Genomic DNA, 16677 nt, shown 5'->3' with positions numbered 1-16677 from the left:
CTTCAGATTACTTTGATCCAGATCTTGAGGTTATTCCTGCACGTGATTTAAACACGGCAAGGTTTTCTAGCGCACGTCCTGTACCAATTGCTACACAATCCATCGGATTTTCAGCAATGATAACAGGCATTTGTGTTTCATCACTTAATACTTTATCAAGATTACGCAACAATGCACCACCGCCTGTTAAAACGATGCCTCTATCCATAATATCCGCAGCGAGCTCAGGTGGCGTATTTTCTAATGTGTTCTTTACCGCTTCAATGATCTGATCAACGGTATCTTTTAATGCTTCAGCAATCTCTTCAGCAGTCACATTAATCGTCTTTGGTAAACCCGTTAATAAATCACGTCCACGAATTTCCATGTCCTCGTATTCCTCTGGTTTTCCTGCCGATCCAATTTGTAGCTTTAATTGCTCTGCCGTTCTTTCCCCGATCATCAGATTATAATTTTTCTTGATATACTGGATGATATCCTCATCAAATTCATCGCCAGCGATACGAATGGACTGACTGGTGACAATGCCGCCTAAAGAAATGATGGCAACTTCAGTTGTTCCGCCGCCAATATCTACGACCATGCTTCCTGTTGGTTCCCATACGGGGAGATCTGCACCGATCGCCGCTGCAAATGGCTCTTCAATAGTAAAGGCCTCCTTTGCACCCGCCTGCTTCGTTGCATCCTCAACAGCTCGTTTTTCCACAGCTGTGATCCCTGATGGCACACCAACCATCACATTCGGTTTTCTACCAAAAACCGAGCGTTTATAGGCTTGCTTAATAAAATATTTTAACATGGTTGCCGTGGTTTCAAAATCGGCAATCACTCCATCGCGTAAAGGGCGCTGTGCCACGATATTCCCTGGGGTTCTTCCAATCATGTTCTTAGCAGAATTTCCCACCGCTTCGATCGTTTCCGTATCTGTTCTCTTAGCGACAACAGATGGCTCCCGAAGGATGACACCTTTCCCTTTAACATAAACAAGTGTATTTGCAGTCCCAAGGTCTATACCCATATCTTTGGAAAATCCGCCTAACATCTATGTAAACTCCCTTCATGTTGCAAAACTCATAAATTAAATTATATCCTAAATAGAATCACTTGAATAGTCTTAAACGACACCTTTTTCCTTTAAGCTGATAAATTTTCTATCCCCGATAACAATATGGTCTAAAACATCAATTCCAAGCAATAATCCGCATTCCACTAAGCGTTTAGTCACATCAATATCTTCACGACTTGGAGTTGGATCCCCACTGGGATGATTATGAAAACATATAATGGAGGCTGCCGAGCGTTTGATGGCCTCCTTAAAAACCTCTCTTGGATGAACAATGGAGGCATTCAAACTGCCGATGAATATAGTCTGACGATGGATCACTTGATTCTTCGTGTTAAGAAATAAAGCGACAAAATGCTCTTGAGAAAGAAACCTCATATCGTCCATGACATAATTCGCACCATCTTGAGGCGAACGAATCACGTAGCGCTCCTCATCCGCTTCCTTTATCAGTCGTTTTCCCACTTCAATAGCGGCAAGAATTTCAACAGCCTTGGTCTTTCCTATCCCTTTGATGGCCATCAATTCTTCAATAGTTGCTGTTCTTAGACCGCGCATTCCTGCAAATTGAGTCAGCACTCTTTGGGCTAATTGCATCACCGACTCGTTGCGCAGGCCCGTTCTTAGCACGATGGATAAAAGCTCCTGATTGGTTAAACGGCCAGCCCCTTCTTTGATCAACCGCTCTCTAGGGCGTTCTTCCTTTGGAACATCACGGACCATCAGCATTGACTTTGTCAAAAATATTCCTCCTTATAAAAATTTTCATGACTGACAAAGATGCCGCAGTGGAAACGATCCGCAAGTTCGACTTTAGGCCTGAAACGCATTATCCTCTTTAAATAAATGTCGAATAGGGTCAACTGAAGTAGTGATGTGGAAAACGCATGTGAAAGAGGAAAAAATGAAAGGAATAATCATTAAGCGGCCTATGATAAGCCGTTTGGGAGGCGTTTTACTGTTTATATTAAATGTAACGCACTCCCGCTCATTTGTCACGAGAAAACTGGAGATAATCCTTTACTTTTTCACTCTCTTTAAGCTTTCGTCAAAACCAGTCATTTTATGACAAGTGTAACCAAAAAAAGAGGGTGAGACAAAACGACTCCCCCCTAATGCCGAGCGATAAAATTATAAAAATGGCAGGAAAACTGGATGCGCAGTCAAAACACGGAGACTCCTACGGAAATAGCGCATGTCCGAAGATCTATTTGGGAAAATAAATAGTCTATTCCCAAATTAGCTAAGGACGTGCCCATGGAAAGCAAATGTGCTGACAGAGCACTTCATCACTCGCTCAAAAATCCGAACGCATTTCTTAAAATTGTGAATGCATCCGGATGCTCTATGAGCTGAATCCTTCTGTTCCTGCCTCTTTATTATTTAGCAAGGCCCTGTAAAATCCCTTGATAGACATTTAATGCATCGAGAAGAGACTGCTGTCCTGTCTCTCCACTCTTAATTTGGTTGAAAGCAGTCATTAACTTATCATGCAGTGTTTTTAACTGTGAAATTTGGCTGGACTCCGCCTGTGATGCTTTAGGCAATTGGAAGTCTGTCAAAGCTTTCTTGGCTTTATTTAAAGCTGCCTGACTTGGTTCTCCACCTGCCAAAAACTGGCTGGATGCATCGAGACAGGCTGAGAAGGCCTTTTGTCCTTCCTGTAAATCGCGATACACTCGATCTGTTGCATGAACAGACTGAACGCTATAAGACCAGCTCTTACTATAGATGTCTACGCCTTTTGAAGTAAACGTGTTTGTTAGCTGAGCCTTAGCCGAATCACTGGAGACAATCCCAATAAATACAGCATAACGCTCCCCATCCTTAATCACCGCTGCCGGTAATCCGCTATGTTGTTTGAGATCGTTCATCCCTGCCTCTGCCGCTTTCTGTGTTGTGAATACGCCTCCCTGGATTTCAGTAAGTGTAAGGGCCAAAGCCTTGGCATTCTGATTATTCTTTTCTTCTGATGATGTATTCGTAGCAGTCTGGCTCTGATGGCTGGACGTTTCAGTATCTGTTGGTGCTTTACTATTATGCGAAAAAAGTATAAGTACCGTAAATCCAATACCCAGCCCAACAATAATGGCTGTGATAAAGGGCATCCAAATATGCTTAAAGAAGGTTGTAAACGTTGTCGACCGTGACTTCTTCTGCCCCGACACTGGCAAACGCTTCTTTTTTTTCTTCTTCTTTCTATGTTTACTTGTGAGTACTGTCGATGCAGGTTCGCTATAGTCTGGTTCATCAATACGCTTTTGATCTTGAAATGTTTTTTTCCAATCTAAAGAATGGTCCTCCTCAGCTGCTGCAACTTGCTTTCTTGTCCACTCTTGTAGCCGATGCTCTTTTCCATTGAAGCTCACAATGATATCATCGGTATCACGATGCTGTTGTTCGTTAGGTTTAGAACGTGTCATCGACAGATTCCCCTTTCAACGACGACTTCGAATGAAGAATAGCACATGAACAAAAAAAATGGACAAGACATTTGTCGTCTCATCCTTTTTATTTATCGGCAAATTATCACATTTTTTTCTTATAAAATATAGGAAGCGACTCGATTTCGTCCCTTTTGCTTCGCACCTGAATACACGGCTCGATTGGCAGTGCGTATCAATGTCATCGAATTATTCCCATGAATTGGTACTGTTACGACACCAATACTCGCCGTAACCTGATCGCCTGATTCACCTGTAGACACTCACTTATACACAAAGGGATGGCTACCTGCATGCGAATCTCTTCAGCAAGTTGATAGGCCTCCTGCTTAAGAGGGACAACGAAGTTATAAACTCTGATAGTCTGAGATACCGGGCTTAATAGCATGCCCAATCCTTGTCCTTAGCATAAGCATCATCCAATATGAAAGAGGCTTCATTACCTGGTTAAGTGGACTGGAGCGCAAGGCGCGCGATTCGGAACACTCTAAAATCGTGTGTTCCTCGGGCACCGCTGACTCGTGATGCGGAGACTAGAGTCCTGCGGGAAGTGGGAGAGCGGTAAGACCTTAACCGCGCGCTTTCTGCGTGGAGGCTTACCGCTTCCCCGCGGAAAGCGAGCGGCCTGGAGCGAAATCGTGCACCGTCCTCATGACCAGAAATTTTATGCTTTCTGATCTTTAAAAAAAACGCTGGCTAGCACTCAGCGTTTTTCCAAAGATTGATTTTGCTTGTAGTAGACTCTAACTTGTGAAACAAAATATAATGATCCAGTGATCAGCAACAGCTCATCTTGCCCGTTCATCTCCTCTACAAGTTGTTCCAAAGCCTCCTGCCACCTACTCACCACTTGAGCCTTGATTGCTTTTGGAACCAACGGTAAGACGTTCTGAGGATTGAGAGCTCTCTCGAATTTAAAGCCAGTCAAAATCAAGCGATCACTGATCTTAGATAATTCACGTAATAGCCCTGCATTATCCTTATCCTTTAAAGTCGCAAAGAGCGTCGTAATCTTTTTCTCAGGAAAATGTTGTTCCATCGTTCGGACGAGCGCTTGCATCCCCTCTAAATTATGGGCGCCATCGACGAGGATAAGGGGCTTGTCAGAAAGCCGTTCAAATCTTCCCGGCCAGCGCATCTTTTCTAACCCTCTACGAATAGCGGCTTCTTCAATATAAAAAGAGTAGAAGACTTGTAAATAATCCGCAGCCATGACTGCCAAGGCAGCATTTTTTATTTGATGCTGGCCAATCATATTAAGTTTTAAAGCAGGATAAGCATGAAAAGGTGTTTTTATGTCAAAGATTTCAGTGAACGTCTGACTTTCTTCAGTCGCTTGAATCTTAAAAGCCTGTCCCAATTGATAAACCTTTGCGTGATTTTCTTCAGCTATTTCTTTAAAGACTTCAAAAGCATTTCCATCAGCTGCTGTGATCAAGGGCACACCCGGCTTGATAATCCCTGCTTTCTCAAAGGCAATTGCTTCAAGCGTAGGGCCAAGCTGCTTCATGTGATCATGACCAACATTGGTAAGAATCGTGAGCAGGGGCTTAATCACGTTCGTGGAGTCATGACGTCCTCCAAGTCCTACTTCAAAGAGCACAATATCACACGGATTGATTTTGGCAAAATAAACGAGAGCAATCATTGTGATCACTTCAAACTCTGTCGGCGCACCCAAATCTGTCGCCTCAAGCCCCTCCGCAACAGGTTTGACTTGTTGCGCCGCTTCAATAAGCTCGGTATCAGAGATAGGTAGTCCATCTTTTGTAATGCGATCATTAAATTGATAGAGCGCAGGTGACGTGAAGGCACCTACTTCATAGCCAGCTTCTCTTAATATATGGCTTAAATAAGAAAGCGTCGACCCCTTCCCGTTTGTCCCACCAATATGCACGGTCCGCATGCGATGTTCAGGATGATCAAGCTGTTCCAACATCCATTCCATTCTTTCCAGTCCAAGCTTTATGCCAAAAGTCAGCCACTGCTCCAACCATTTTTTTACCTCAGAAACATCAGAAAACATACTCTCACCTTCAGTTATCTCAGAATATATAATATAGCTCAAGACAGAAAGAGTCATGGCTAGGAAGCCATCACTCCTTCTGTAAAATGATAGAGCCGTTCTAGTGATTAAGCATTTAATTCAGCCAGACGTTCTTGAACCTTCCTTTGTTTCTCCAAATAATCCTTTTCCTTGGCACGTTCAGCCTCAACAACCTTTTCTGGCGCCTTGGCAACAAAACCTTGATTGCTAAGCTTTTTCTGAACACGTTCCACTTCACTTGTCCATTTTTTTAGTTCCGCCTGTAATCTTTGCCGCTCTTCTTCAATATCAACCAGACCTGATAGCGGGAAATAAAGCTCTGCGCCGGTTACGATCGCCGTGAGCGATTGCTCAGGGGCGCTAATAGATAAAGACAGTGTCAGCGTTTCGGGATTGCAGAAGCGCTCAATATAGTAGTAATTGGCCTCTAAGATCGCCAATTCTTTTTCCGAAGCCGGCTTAATCAGAAGCGCAATCGGTTTGCTTGGAGCGACATCCTTTTCAGCGCGAAGATTTCTGACGCTTTTAATGATGCTCTGCAGCAGCTGCATCTCATGTTCCGCTGCCTCGTCCTCCCATTTGTCCTCTGTTTCCGGCCAATTTTTAAGCATGATCGTTTCACCTGTATGTGGAAGGTGTTGCCAAATTTCTTCTGTAACAAATGGCATGAAGGGGTGCAGCAAGCGCAAGATATGATCAAGCACATGAACCAATACCGATTTGGTGTTCAGCTTCACCTCTTCATTGTCTCCGTATAGGGCGATCTTTGCCATTTCAATATACCAGTCACAGAAGTCATCCCAAATGAAGCCATATAGCTTACGACCTGCTTCCCCAAAGTCATAGTCATCTAAGTGCTTCGTGACCGCTTGAATGGTCGTATTCAATCTTGAGAGAATCCAGCGATCAGCAACCGATTGTTTCCCATCTAAATGCAGATCATCAACTGTCAATTCACCAAGATTCATGATAAGAAAGCGCGAGGCATTCCATATCTTGTTAGCAAAATTCCAGTTGGCCTCAACCTTCTCCCATTGAAAACGTAAATCCTGACCTGGAGTTGTTCCCGTAGCCAAGGTAAAGCGCAAGGCGTCCGCTCCATATTTCTCGATCACTTCCATCGGATCGATGCCGTTACCTAGAGATTTACTCATTTTTCTACCTTGCTCATCGCGAACGAGTCCATGAAGCAAGGCATCTTTAAACGGCTTTTGCCCTGTGAATTCGACGGATTGAAAGATCATGCGAGCAACCCAGAAAAAGATAATATCATAGCCTGTAACTAGAACGTTAGTTGGAAAATAATGCTTGAAATCTTCATTAGTTACATCAGGCCAGCCTAAAGTTGAAAGTGGCCATAGCCCTGAGCTGAACCAAGTATCAAGGACATCCTCATCCTGCGTCCAGTTTTCACTGTCCGCTGGCGCTTCTTTACCAACATAAATTTCTCCCGTTTCCTTATGATACCAAGCAGGAATGCGATGTCCCCACCAGAGCTGTCGGGAAATACACCAATCACGAATGTTTTCCATCCAACGAAAATACGTATTTTCAAAGCGTTCAGGAACAAAATGGACCTTATCCTCACCTTTTTGAAGCTGAAGGGCCGCATCCGCAAGAGGTTGCATTTTAACAAACCACTGGGTAGAAAGATAAGGTTCCACAACCGCATCTGAGCGCTCAGAATGACCAACGGAATGGAAGTGATCTTCTATTTTAATAAGTACACCCTCTGCCTTCATGTCCGCAACGATTTGCTTGCGGCAGTCAAAGCGGTCAAGCCCCTGATATTTTCCAGCGTTCTCATTCATCTTGCCAGACTCATCCATGACAAGAATGCGTTCGAGATCGTGCCGGTTCCCCATATCGAAATCATTAGGATCATGTGCTGGAGTAATCTTAACCGCTCCCGATCCGAATGCCATATCGACATAATCATCAGCAACAATTGGGATTTCGCGGCCAACAATCGGTAAAATCGCCTTTTTACCAATCAACGCTTTATAACGCTCATCATCTGGATGAACAGCAATCCCTGTATCACCAAGCATCGTTTCTGGTCGAGTGGTGGCAATTTCAATATAGCCTGAGCCATCAGCCAATGGATAGCGCATATGGTAAAGATGCCCTTGAACATCTTTATAAATGACTTCAATGTCGGAAAGCGCCGTTTTTGTTGCAGGGTCCCAATTAATGATGTATTCGCCTCGATAAATGAGCCCTTTTTCATATAGACGGACAAAAACCTCTTTGACAGCATTAGAGAGCCCCTCATCAAGGGTAAAGCGCTCACGTGAATAATCAACTGATATACCTAATTTTGACCATTGACTGCGAATAAAATCAGCATACTCTTCTTTCCAATTCCAAGCAGTTTCAAGAAACTTCTCTCGGCCGAGTTCATAACGGTTCTTGCCTTGTTCTCTGAGACGCGCATCTATTTTTGCTTGGGTGGCAATACCCGCATGGTCCATCCCCGGTAAATACAAGGCGTCATAGCCTTGCATTCTTTTAAAGCGAATGAGTAAGTCTTGCATGGTGACATCCCATGCATGCCCAAGATGGAGCTTTCCAGTAACGTTTGGTGGTGGAATCACAATCGTATAGGGCGTTTTTTGGGGATCACGCTCGGCTTTGAAATAGCCTTTTTGTTTCCATGTTTCATACCATTTTTCTTCTGTAGCAGTGGGATCATACTTCTTTGGTAATTGCTGTTCTTCTGACACTGCCTATCCCTCCTTGGAATCACCTTTATAACTTTTTAACCAATAAAAAAAGCCCTTCTCGTCAAAAAGGACGAAAAACGCTCCGCGGTACCACCTTTATTTGCACAAAAAAACGTGCACTCTTGACAGAATAACGACCTGTAACCGGCTCTCACTATTAAGACCTCTCGTCTGTTCATGCGAGCAGCTAGATGGGCGACCTTCTGTGCTTTCCACCTAGGAAGCCTTACAGCCGATGAGCTTCCCTCTCTACAGGTATCCAAGTCACGTACTCTTCCCTTTATGCCGATAGCACTTTATTCATCATGGCTAGTTATTATATACATTATTCTACTGATAAAGGCGCCAACACGTCAAGCCTTTATTTCACCCCTTTGAATACAAAACAGTCTTTCCATAAAAGAAAAGAGGTATACATGCACCGTCTAAAGACAGAGACCATAGACTAGAACAAGGGGTGATAGGACTATGTTTAATCGAAATAAATGGCAATTCAATCGCTATAATTGCCCTTTGTGGTTTCGAAGACTTATTGAAGGCTTTGAAATCATCGTGCTCCCATTAGCAGTATTTCAAATGATCCGCACCATCTTCTTTCCAACAACCTTTGATGTCTTAGTACTTGTCGGCCTCATTGCTCTTTATATCGTTTTCTTAAAAAGATTAATCTAAGGCGTTTCGTCGCTTTGCTGATCTTTTTCTTTCTGTGCTGCTAAAGCTTCAATCAACGCAGCTCGCTTTGGCTCTTGGTGATGAATCCGTTCAAACTGTTCAATAAAATGCAGTTCCTTATTTGACAACTCCGAGCTTTCATAGGCCATCACTGTCTCGAAAATTGATCCAGGATAGTGAAGAAAGCCTAGCAAAAGCTCCTTCTCACTTTCTCTAAGTGGAAAGGTCGTCTCATACAGATTAAGGGATTTCACCCAATCTCGAGAATGAAAATGTGGCGAATCAAACATTGTCGCTAGATCTCTTATCGGTGTATCTAATCCCCCGTATTCCATATTGATCACCATCGGTCCCCTCGCATGAAAGATGAGATGGGAAAGATCAGGCTTTCCTAAACATTGAACAAGCCGCTGCATCGGCATTTCTTTCACATGCTCTCTCCACACTTCTAATTGCTGAATGGCTCGATGGGTCTTTTGGACAAACATTGCATAATGAGCAGCCACCAGCTGTTCAAAGGGGGACGGGTAGATCCTGTGATCAGACCGCTGGACAAAGGCCGTTAGCCCATCTAATTGCCCTTTCCAACGTCTCTCAAGGTGCTCCAGTCCCTCATCTACTTTTCTTGGGTCCTCAATCGGTTCAAGCTCTACCGTTGCATGATGAATATAACTAAGATAATCAACCAGGATGTCGCTTTTTCTTTGATTAGAAAAAGGAACTTCTTCTAACCAAGGCGTTACATAATAAGTCTCACCGTTCACAGTTACATAGCGTAATCCATCAGTCGTAGTGATAATGGGTGGGACGTTCAAGGATAAGGCTAACAGCTTGTTGCGTGTTTGCAGAGAGCGGCTCAGGTTTTGTTTAGAGGTTACTTTTTTCAGGGAATAGATATTATCTTTTGTAAAAATTTGAAATCTCTTTCCATGCGGTCGAATGGCAATCGGCTCCAACCCATAGTAAAAAAGGACGCGTTTCAAGGCGTCCGGTACCGACTCCGACATATGCGTCACCACCTAGAAAACCATTGTCGTTGGTTTTACTATTTTTTGGTTCCTGGTATATAGATGATCTGCCCTTCTTCAAGGGATTCGGAATCCAAACGATTTCTTCTTAGTAAGCTTGTTACAGGGACTTGGTACCGTTCGGAGATACTTTCTAAAGAATCCCCTGATTGAACAATGCACATGCGCACTCTTGAAAATTGCTCTTCCGCATTTGTTAGCATTTTAGTAAGATAGAGAGCATTCTCAGAACGCTTCTTTTGTTCCACATTAGCATTTACAGAGACATCATCATCCTCTAGCTCTACCATTTCTTCCTCAAAAAAGGTATCTGCATCTATTGGAGGGGTCTCTGGTTGTTCCGAACGATTATAAGCACTATAAAACGCATGATCCATTGTTCCCATCTCTTCTTGATAGGCTTGAGCATCTTCTTCCTCTTCGTCCTCTTCTGCTCTTTCTAAAAATGTCGGCTCAAACATCTCCTCGTGTTCTTCTTCCTCTCGAGCATTTAATTCGATCTCTGGCGTTTCCTCTTCTTGTTCACCTTCTTCTACAGGCTCACGATAAGCTTCAAAGCGCATCGTTTCCGTTGGATCAAAGGCACTTTCATCTGTTTCAACTTCCTCTTCCTCAATATCTTCTATTCCTTCAGCTTGCTCGCCCTCCTCTGGATCATCCTCGATACTGCGGACCGCACTATCCTCTCGTGTTTCAGTTGGCTCAACCAAACCTGATATCGTAACCTCTGCTTGAAGTTGAATACACCCATCCTCGGGCAGATCATAATCAAAGGTTTCTACGCTCACATAGAGATCGTCAATATCATCGACTCGATTCGCTGGGATTGTTATATCAACCGGAAACCGATGTTCAAATAACACCGTTCCTTCATCGGATTCCTTTATGAGGTCGACAATTCTGAAATCGGGACGTTCAAATGTATCGTCAGACAAATTTCCTTTCTGTGTTCCCTCACGCGGATTGTACTCTCCATTTAACAAAAGCGCACCTTTGATAGAAACATAATGCGGATTCTCTTCTATTGTGATGTCCGGTTCCAATGCCATGGATAATACATCTTCTGCACTTTCACCATTTCTTAACCAGACCGACTCATTGATTGAAAATCTTAGGTCCTGACTAGAAGACTGGGACATGCTATTCACCCTTTCCACGGTTATCATTACAGATGTATGCAACTCGTCTCCGGGTTATGATAAAAAAGTTATCAGGTCCGTCCCCTATTAGGAAACTCACTGGCTACCGATTCTAAGATACTGAAAGCAAAGCTATAACAATGAGCCATGGTTCAATTTTTTTAACTGCTCACATAAAAGGAGCTGAAAAACTCATCTGTCTAGAAAACATTTTGCTATATTGAGGGGGATTATTTTGGGAAGCTGGCCTTTGCTAAAAAGGTCTCCTTTTTTGTTTCACTCATCCCTTGATTCACAAACATAAATCATCTTCCATATTAAGAAAAACCGGGCGAAAAGCATGCCCGGTCCTTGTCCTTAGTTAGAGCATCATCCAATATGAAAGAGGCTTCATCGCCTGACCAAGTGGATGGGAGCGCAAGGCGCGTGATTCGGAACACTCTAAAATCGTGTGTTCCTCGGGCGCCGCTGACTCATGGTGCGGAGACTAGAGTCCTGCGGGAAGTGGGAGATCGGTAAGACCTTAGCAGTGCGAAGGGGGCGCGTGGAGGCTTACCACTCCCCCGCGGAAAACGAGCGGCCTGGAGCGAAATCGCGCACCATCCTCATGATCAGAAATTTTATGCTTTCTTTTCTTTAAAAAAACCTACGAAGAGAATAAAGCTCTTCATAGGTTTCTTAGTTTCGTTATACAGTTATCGCGAGCTAGCAATTCTTGAGAAAGCAATGTCAACTGCGGAAAGGGTGGCTTCAATATCCTCCATGCTATGTTCTGTGGATAAAAAGATGCCTTCAAATTGTGAGGGGGGTAAGGAAATCCCTTTCTCTAACATTGTATTAAAATACATTTTGAAAAAGTCGAGGTTGGCTGTTTTGGCCGTCTCATAATTGATCACATCTTCATTGGTAAAAAAGATGCCAATCATTGACCCTGCACGGTTGACCGTTAAAGGCACATCATATTTTTTAGCTGCTTCCAGATAGCCGGCTTCAAGGCGATCGGCGATCTTCTGAAAGCCCTCGTAATCTTCCGGCTTCAGCTGAGATAACGTCTCATACCCCGCCACCATAGCTAATGGATTCCCTGAAAGTGTTCCTGCTTGATAGATGGTACCACTCGGAGCAATCTGCTCCATGATATCACGACGCCCCCCATAAGCGCCGACAGGGAGACCGCCGCCAATCACCTTGCCTAAGCAGGTGATATCTGGCGTGATGCCAAAGTAGCCTTGTGCACACTGATAATCAACTCGGAATCCTGTCATCACTTCATCAAAAATTAAAAGTGCGCCATGCTTCTCCGTAATCTCTCGCAATCCCGCTAAAAAGCCTTCTTGTGGTGGAACAACGCCCATATTGCCAGCTACAGGCTCAACGATGATCGCCGCAATATCCTCACCAAAATGTTCAAATGCGACCTGAACACTTTCAAGATCATTATAAGGCACCGTAATGGTATTTTTCGCAATGCCCTCCGGAACCCCTGGGCTATCGGGCAAACCCAGTGTAGCAACGCCAGATCCTGCCTTAATAAGAAGCGAATCACCGTGGCCATGGTAGCAGCCTTCAAATTTTAAAATTTTATCCCGTCCTGTAAATCCACGGGCTAAACGCAAGGCACTCATCGTTGCTTCCGTTCCTGAGTTAACCATGCGAACAACTTCAATAGATGGAACACGCTCAATGACAAGCTCAGCTAGCTTGGTCTCTAACAGGTGTGGGGCACCAAAGCTTGTCCCTTTTTCGGCTGTTTCTTTAATCGCATCAATGACTTTTTCATTGGCATGACCGAGAATAAGTGGTCCCCAAGAAAGGACATAATCAATGTACGTATTGCCATCAATATCTTTGATCTTTGAGCCTTTTCCTTCAGTAAAATACACTGGATTCATATCAACAGATTTAAAAGCGCGGACAGGACTATTGACACCACCAGGCATGACGCGCTTGGCTGCTGCAAATGCCTGTATTGATCGATCCATTGGCTTCATCGTGTTCATGCCTCCTTTAACCATTTTGCAGCATCTTTAGCATGATAGGTAAGAATGAGATCTGCCCCTGCTCTTTTCATGCTTGTTAGTAATTCCAGAACGATTGCCTTCTCATCAATCCAACCATTTTGACTCGCTGCTTTTACCATGGCATATTCTCCACTGACGTTATAGGTCACAAGCGGAAGATTAAATTGATTTTTCAAATCACGTAACACATCCAAATAAGAAAGCCCAGGCTTAACCATCAGAAAGTCCGCGCCTTCTTCCACATCCGATTCGGCTTCTCTTAAAGCCTCTAAACGATTAGCCGGATCCATTTGATAGGTTTTACGATCTCCAAATTGTGGTGTGCTATCTGCGGCATCTCTAAAAGGACCGTAAAAGGCGGAAGCATATTTTACTGCATAGGACATGATTGGAATATTTTCATAACCAGCCTCATCCAATCCTTTGCGGATCGCAGCCACGAAGCCATCCATCATATTAGAAGGCGCAATGACATCTGCACCAGCTTCAACCTGAGAAACTGCTGTTTTTACTAGCAATTCTAGGCTTTCATCATTGACCACATCGCCATCGCGAACAATCCCACAATGCCCATGGTCTGTATATTCACAAAGACAAGTGTCAGCAATCACCATTAATTCTGGAAAATGTTCTTTAACCACTCGTGTTGCTTCTTGGACAATCCCATGCGTGTGGTAAGCTTGTGTTCCTACAGCATCTTTTTCACTGGGAATGCCAAAGATCATAACTGAAGGAATCCCTAAATCCACAACCTCTGCCATTTCTTCTACTAATCGATCCAATGAAAATTGATAGACACCAGGCATTGAGGGGATTTCTGTTTTGATGTTTTCTCCTTCAATAGCAAATACGGGATAAATAAAGTCATCAGCAGTAAGAATAGTCTCTCTTACCATGCGTCGGAGCGTGGCATTTTGTCTTAAGCGACGATGACGGTGAAATTTCAAGTCTGTCATGATTTGTTCCTCCTAGTCGGTTTCTGAATTGATGATCTATAGTGAGCAATGGACTGAATAAGTGCAGAAGCAGTATACTGCTTTGGAATAATCTGTGCGGTCAACCCATGACGCTTGACTTCCTCTGCCGTCACTTCCCCTATACAAGCGATGATGACATGCTTCCAGAAAAGTGTCGTATCAAGTGGTTGTATTAATGTCAGGAAGAAGCGAACCGCGGATGGACTAGCAAAGGTCACAACATCCATGCGATTTTCTAATATAAGCTGATGCAACAAGGGTCTGATCGCTTCATTACACAAAGTATCATAAACATTTAAACGTTCGCTGATAAAGCCAAGGCGTGTTAATGTCTCACTCAAGTCATCCTTGGCCAACCTACCTAGTGGGAGAAGCACACGCCCGCGTTCTTCCTCCCGCATTCCAGCCGCTAATGCCTTTGCTGTATACTCTCTTGGAATAAAATCAGTGGCATAGCCATACTCCTCTAGAGCCTTTGCTGTTTTTTTTCCAACCGCAGCAAGCTGAACATGCGATGGTAATGATAACCCTAGATGTTTGAGATGCTCCATAAAGAAGCGGACACCATTGGCGCTTGTCCACATCACCCATTGATACTGTCCAAGCTCTTTGAGTTTTTGCTGAGCATTATCGGTTAAAGCAAGAGATTGAAAGGTCATTACAGGGGCAATGAGTGCCTGACCACCGCGCTTTTCAATGTCGGCAATCATCGATTGTGCCGCCGATTGAGCACGCGTAATGAGAATGCGCAGACCATTCAATCCCTCTGTCATGACTCGTCCAGCTCTTCCTTCACACCTTCAAGAATTCGTGCTGCTCCTTGTTCTCTGAGCTGCTCTGCTAACGCTATACCCAATGACTCAGGGCGAGCGCCAGTTAACGCTCCTCTGATGACCGTTTGACCATCAGGAGATGCGACAAGGCCTGTGAGATGAAGGTGATCCTTTTCATAGATACAATGTGCGGCAATCGGTACTTGACAGCCTCCCTCCAGCTGCCGTAAAAAGGCGCGTTCTGCTGCCACGGTTTGTGCCGTTTGCTCATCATGAATGAGCTTTAGCAAAGCGATGAGGTCATGGTCATCGCTTCGACATTCAATCGCCAACGCACCTTGTCCAACGGCTGGTAAAGACACGTCTTGTGATAGGTATTCGGTGACGATGTCCTCACTCCAGCCCATCCGTTTTAACCCTGCCGCCGCAAGAACGATCGCATCATAGTCCCCATCCTTTAATTTTTGCAGACGCGTATCAATGTTACCGCGCAACGGAACGACTTTTAGATCAGGGCGAGTAGCGAGTAATTGTGATTGACGTCGCAAGCTGCTCGTTCCAATCACAGCGCCTTCAGGGAGCTCTAGAAACTTCCGTCCATCTTTGGAAATCAACGCATCTCTATCATCTTCTCTAATCGGAATACAAGCAATCATTAACCCTTCAGGAAGCTCTGCTGGCATGTCCTTCATACTATGAACAGCCATATCGATGTCATGATTTAAAAGCGCTTGTTCAATCTCTTTAACAAATAAGCCTTTGCCGCCCACTTTAGATAACGTCACATCTAAAATACGATCGCCCTTTGTCACGATGTGCTTTAATTCAAAGGCAACATCCTGCTGAACAGCTGTGATCCGTTCCATGATCCACCGTGTTTGCGTAAGTGCAAGCTTACTTTTTCGTGAACCTACATTTATAGTAACCATATAATGCCTCCGATTCTATTGATATGTATCCATCCCTTACCACAGATGAAATCCTGTAAATACTTCAGATAAAAAAACATTGATAAGAACAAGTAAAAAAGCAACAATGTTCCAAAATACAAGGGGTTTCCCATATACATTCTTGCCTAATCTTTGATAAAGATAAAGACAATAAGCAAGGAGGACTAGAAAAGAAGTAATGATCTTTGAGTCTAGCCAATTGACATTGGAAAACACATCTGTTGCCCGAATGATGCCAAGCAAGAGACTGATAAGCAATAAGGGCACACCTAGTAAATTACAGTAAAAAGCCCCTTGCTCTAGCCGTGCCAGACTGCCAAAATGAATCAAGCGCTGATCCCACTTTTTCTGTTTCAATAAGCGATATTCTACCAAGTACATCATAGATAAAATGAAAGAAATCGCAAAGGCCGCGTAAGACAACAGTGCAATAGAGATATGAATGATCAATAGATCGGACATTAGGCGCTGCCCTAAAATCGGAGCTGCTGGATCATTCGGTTGAAATAGCGTGATCACCATGATAGCAAAACCAACAAGATTCGCAAAGAAGCCAAAAAAATAAAGTTTGAAAAAGCGATGCATCACTAGCGATGCACTGACAATGATCCACGCAACAAAAAACAATCCATCAATTGGTGTAAGAATCGGAAATTCTTTAGTATAGGAAACCTTTAGAACTACTGTGATCAGCTGAAGGACCCAAACAATTGAAAGCAACCAGAATGCCAGCTGATGGGCCTTCCGGTTGTTCTGCAAAAAATCTATAAAGAAACTACACACACATGCCGCATATAAAATTACCGTAATATCGTAAAGCCAGTGCATCGTCATGAG

14 protein-coding genes are annotated in these 16677 nt (G+C 43.7%); 1 reads left to right on the top strand and 13 read right to left on the bottom strand.

The annotated features are described in order from the left end of the window. Window positions 1-7 precede the first annotated feature (7 nt). The 6 genes from IEW82_RS10610 to IEW82_RS10585 all read right to left on the bottom strand — a co-directional run bounded on the left by IEW82_RS10610 (window position 8) and on the right by IEW82_RS10585 (window position 8280). Window positions 8-1042 carry a rod shape-determining protein gene (locus IEW82_RS10610; RefSeq protein ID WP_188693541.1) on the bottom strand — a complete coding sequence of 345 codons (1035 nt, stop codon included), beginning with the start codon at window positions 1040-1042 and terminating at the stop codon, window positions 8-10. A gap of 72 nt (window positions 1043-1114) precedes the next feature. Next, complete coding sequence (gene radC / locus IEW82_RS10605) at window positions 1115-1786, bottom strand: RadC family protein (protein WP_308422155.1); 672 nt, start codon at window positions 1784-1786, stop codon at window positions 1115-1117. 656 nt (window positions 1787-2442) lie between these two features. Next, a complete protein-coding gene (locus IEW82_RS10600) occupies window positions 2443-3486 on the bottom strand; it encodes a hypothetical protein (protein WP_188693537.1) in 1044 nt (347 codons plus the stop codon). A 119-nt stretch (window positions 3487-3605) separates the two neighbouring features. Beyond that, complete coding sequence (locus IEW82_RS10595; protein WP_188693533.1) at window positions 3606-3770, bottom strand: diguanylate cyclase domain-containing protein; 165 nt, start codon at window positions 3768-3770, stop codon at window positions 3606-3608. Between the two features lie 440 nt (window positions 3771-4210). Further along, window positions 4211-5533 carry a bifunctional folylpolyglutamate synthase/dihydrofolate synthase gene (locus tag IEW82_RS10590; RefSeq protein ID WP_188693529.1) on the bottom strand — a complete coding sequence of 441 codons (1323 nt, stop codon included), beginning with the start codon at window positions 5531-5533 and terminating at the stop codon, window positions 4211-4213. A 107-nt stretch (window positions 5534-5640) separates the two neighbouring features. Beyond that, window positions 5641-8280: a valine--tRNA ligase gene (locus tag IEW82_RS10585; RefSeq protein WP_188693526.1), complete on the bottom strand. Its 2640-nt coding sequence runs from the start codon at window positions 8278-8280 to the stop codon at window positions 5641-5643. A 468-nt stretch (window positions 8281-8748) separates the two neighbouring features. Between IEW82_RS10585 and IEW82_RS10580 the strand changes: the two genes are divergently transcribed. Next, complete coding sequence (locus tag IEW82_RS10580; protein ID WP_188693522.1) at window positions 8749-8952, top strand: YszA family small membrane protein; 204 nt, start codon at window positions 8749-8751, stop codon at window positions 8950-8952. Here IEW82_RS10580 and IEW82_RS10575 read toward each other — a convergent pair. The 7 genes from IEW82_RS10575 to ccsA form a co-directional block, all read right to left on the bottom strand. Then, entirely contained in the window at window positions 8949-9959 is a 1011-nt protein-coding gene (locus IEW82_RS10575; RefSeq protein ID WP_188693519.1) for a YutH/CotS family kinase-like spore coat protein, read from the bottom strand. The genes IEW82_RS10580 and IEW82_RS10575 overlap by 4 nt on opposite strands. A gap of 38 nt (window positions 9960-9997) precedes the next feature. Continuing rightward, a complete protein-coding gene (gene spoVID, locus IEW82_RS10570; RefSeq protein ID WP_188693516.1) occupies window positions 9998-11119 on the bottom strand; it encodes a stage VI sporulation protein D in 1122 nt (373 codons plus the stop codon). Between the two features lie 695 nt (window positions 11120-11814). Next, window positions 11815-13110, bottom strand: coding sequence for a glutamate-1-semialdehyde 2,1-aminomutase (gene hemL, locus IEW82_RS10565; protein ID WP_188693514.1), 1296 nt, complete (start codon window positions 13108-13110; stop codon window positions 11815-11817). 5 nt (window positions 13111-13115) lie between these two features. After that, window positions 13116-14096, bottom strand: a complete 981-nt coding sequence (hemB, locus tag IEW82_RS10560; protein WP_188693510.1) for a porphobilinogen synthase — start codon at window positions 14094-14096, stop codon at window positions 13116-13118. Further along, window positions 14093-14890: a uroporphyrinogen-III synthase gene (locus IEW82_RS10555; protein WP_188693507.1), complete on the bottom strand. Its 798-nt coding sequence runs from the start codon at window positions 14888-14890 to the stop codon at window positions 14093-14095. The genes hemB and IEW82_RS10555 overlap by 4 nt, the downstream gene beginning before the upstream one ends. Further along, window positions 14887-15819 (bottom strand): hydroxymethylbilane synthase, encoded by a 933-nt coding sequence (gene hemC / locus IEW82_RS10550; protein WP_188693504.1) that lies wholly within the window; start codon window positions 15817-15819, stop codon window positions 14887-14889. The genes IEW82_RS10555 and hemC overlap by 4 nt, the downstream gene beginning before the upstream one ends. A 36-nt stretch (window positions 15820-15855) precedes the next feature. Further along, window positions 15856-16674 carry a cytochrome c biogenesis protein CcsA gene (gene ccsA, locus IEW82_RS10545; RefSeq protein ID WP_188693501.1) on the bottom strand — a complete coding sequence of 273 codons (819 nt, stop codon included), beginning with the start codon at window positions 16672-16674 and terminating at the stop codon, window positions 15856-15858. Between the last annotated feature and the right edge of the window lie 3 nt (window positions 16675-16677).

Origin of the sequence: Pullulanibacillus camelliae (assembly GCF_014642655.1) — a bacterium.
GTDB lineage: Bacteria > Bacillota > Bacilli > Bacillales > Sporolactobacillaceae > Pullulanibacillus > Pullulanibacillus camelliae.
The sequence above is the reverse complement of the archived record's forward strand: the minus strand, read 5'-3'. Positions and strand labels throughout refer to the sequence as shown.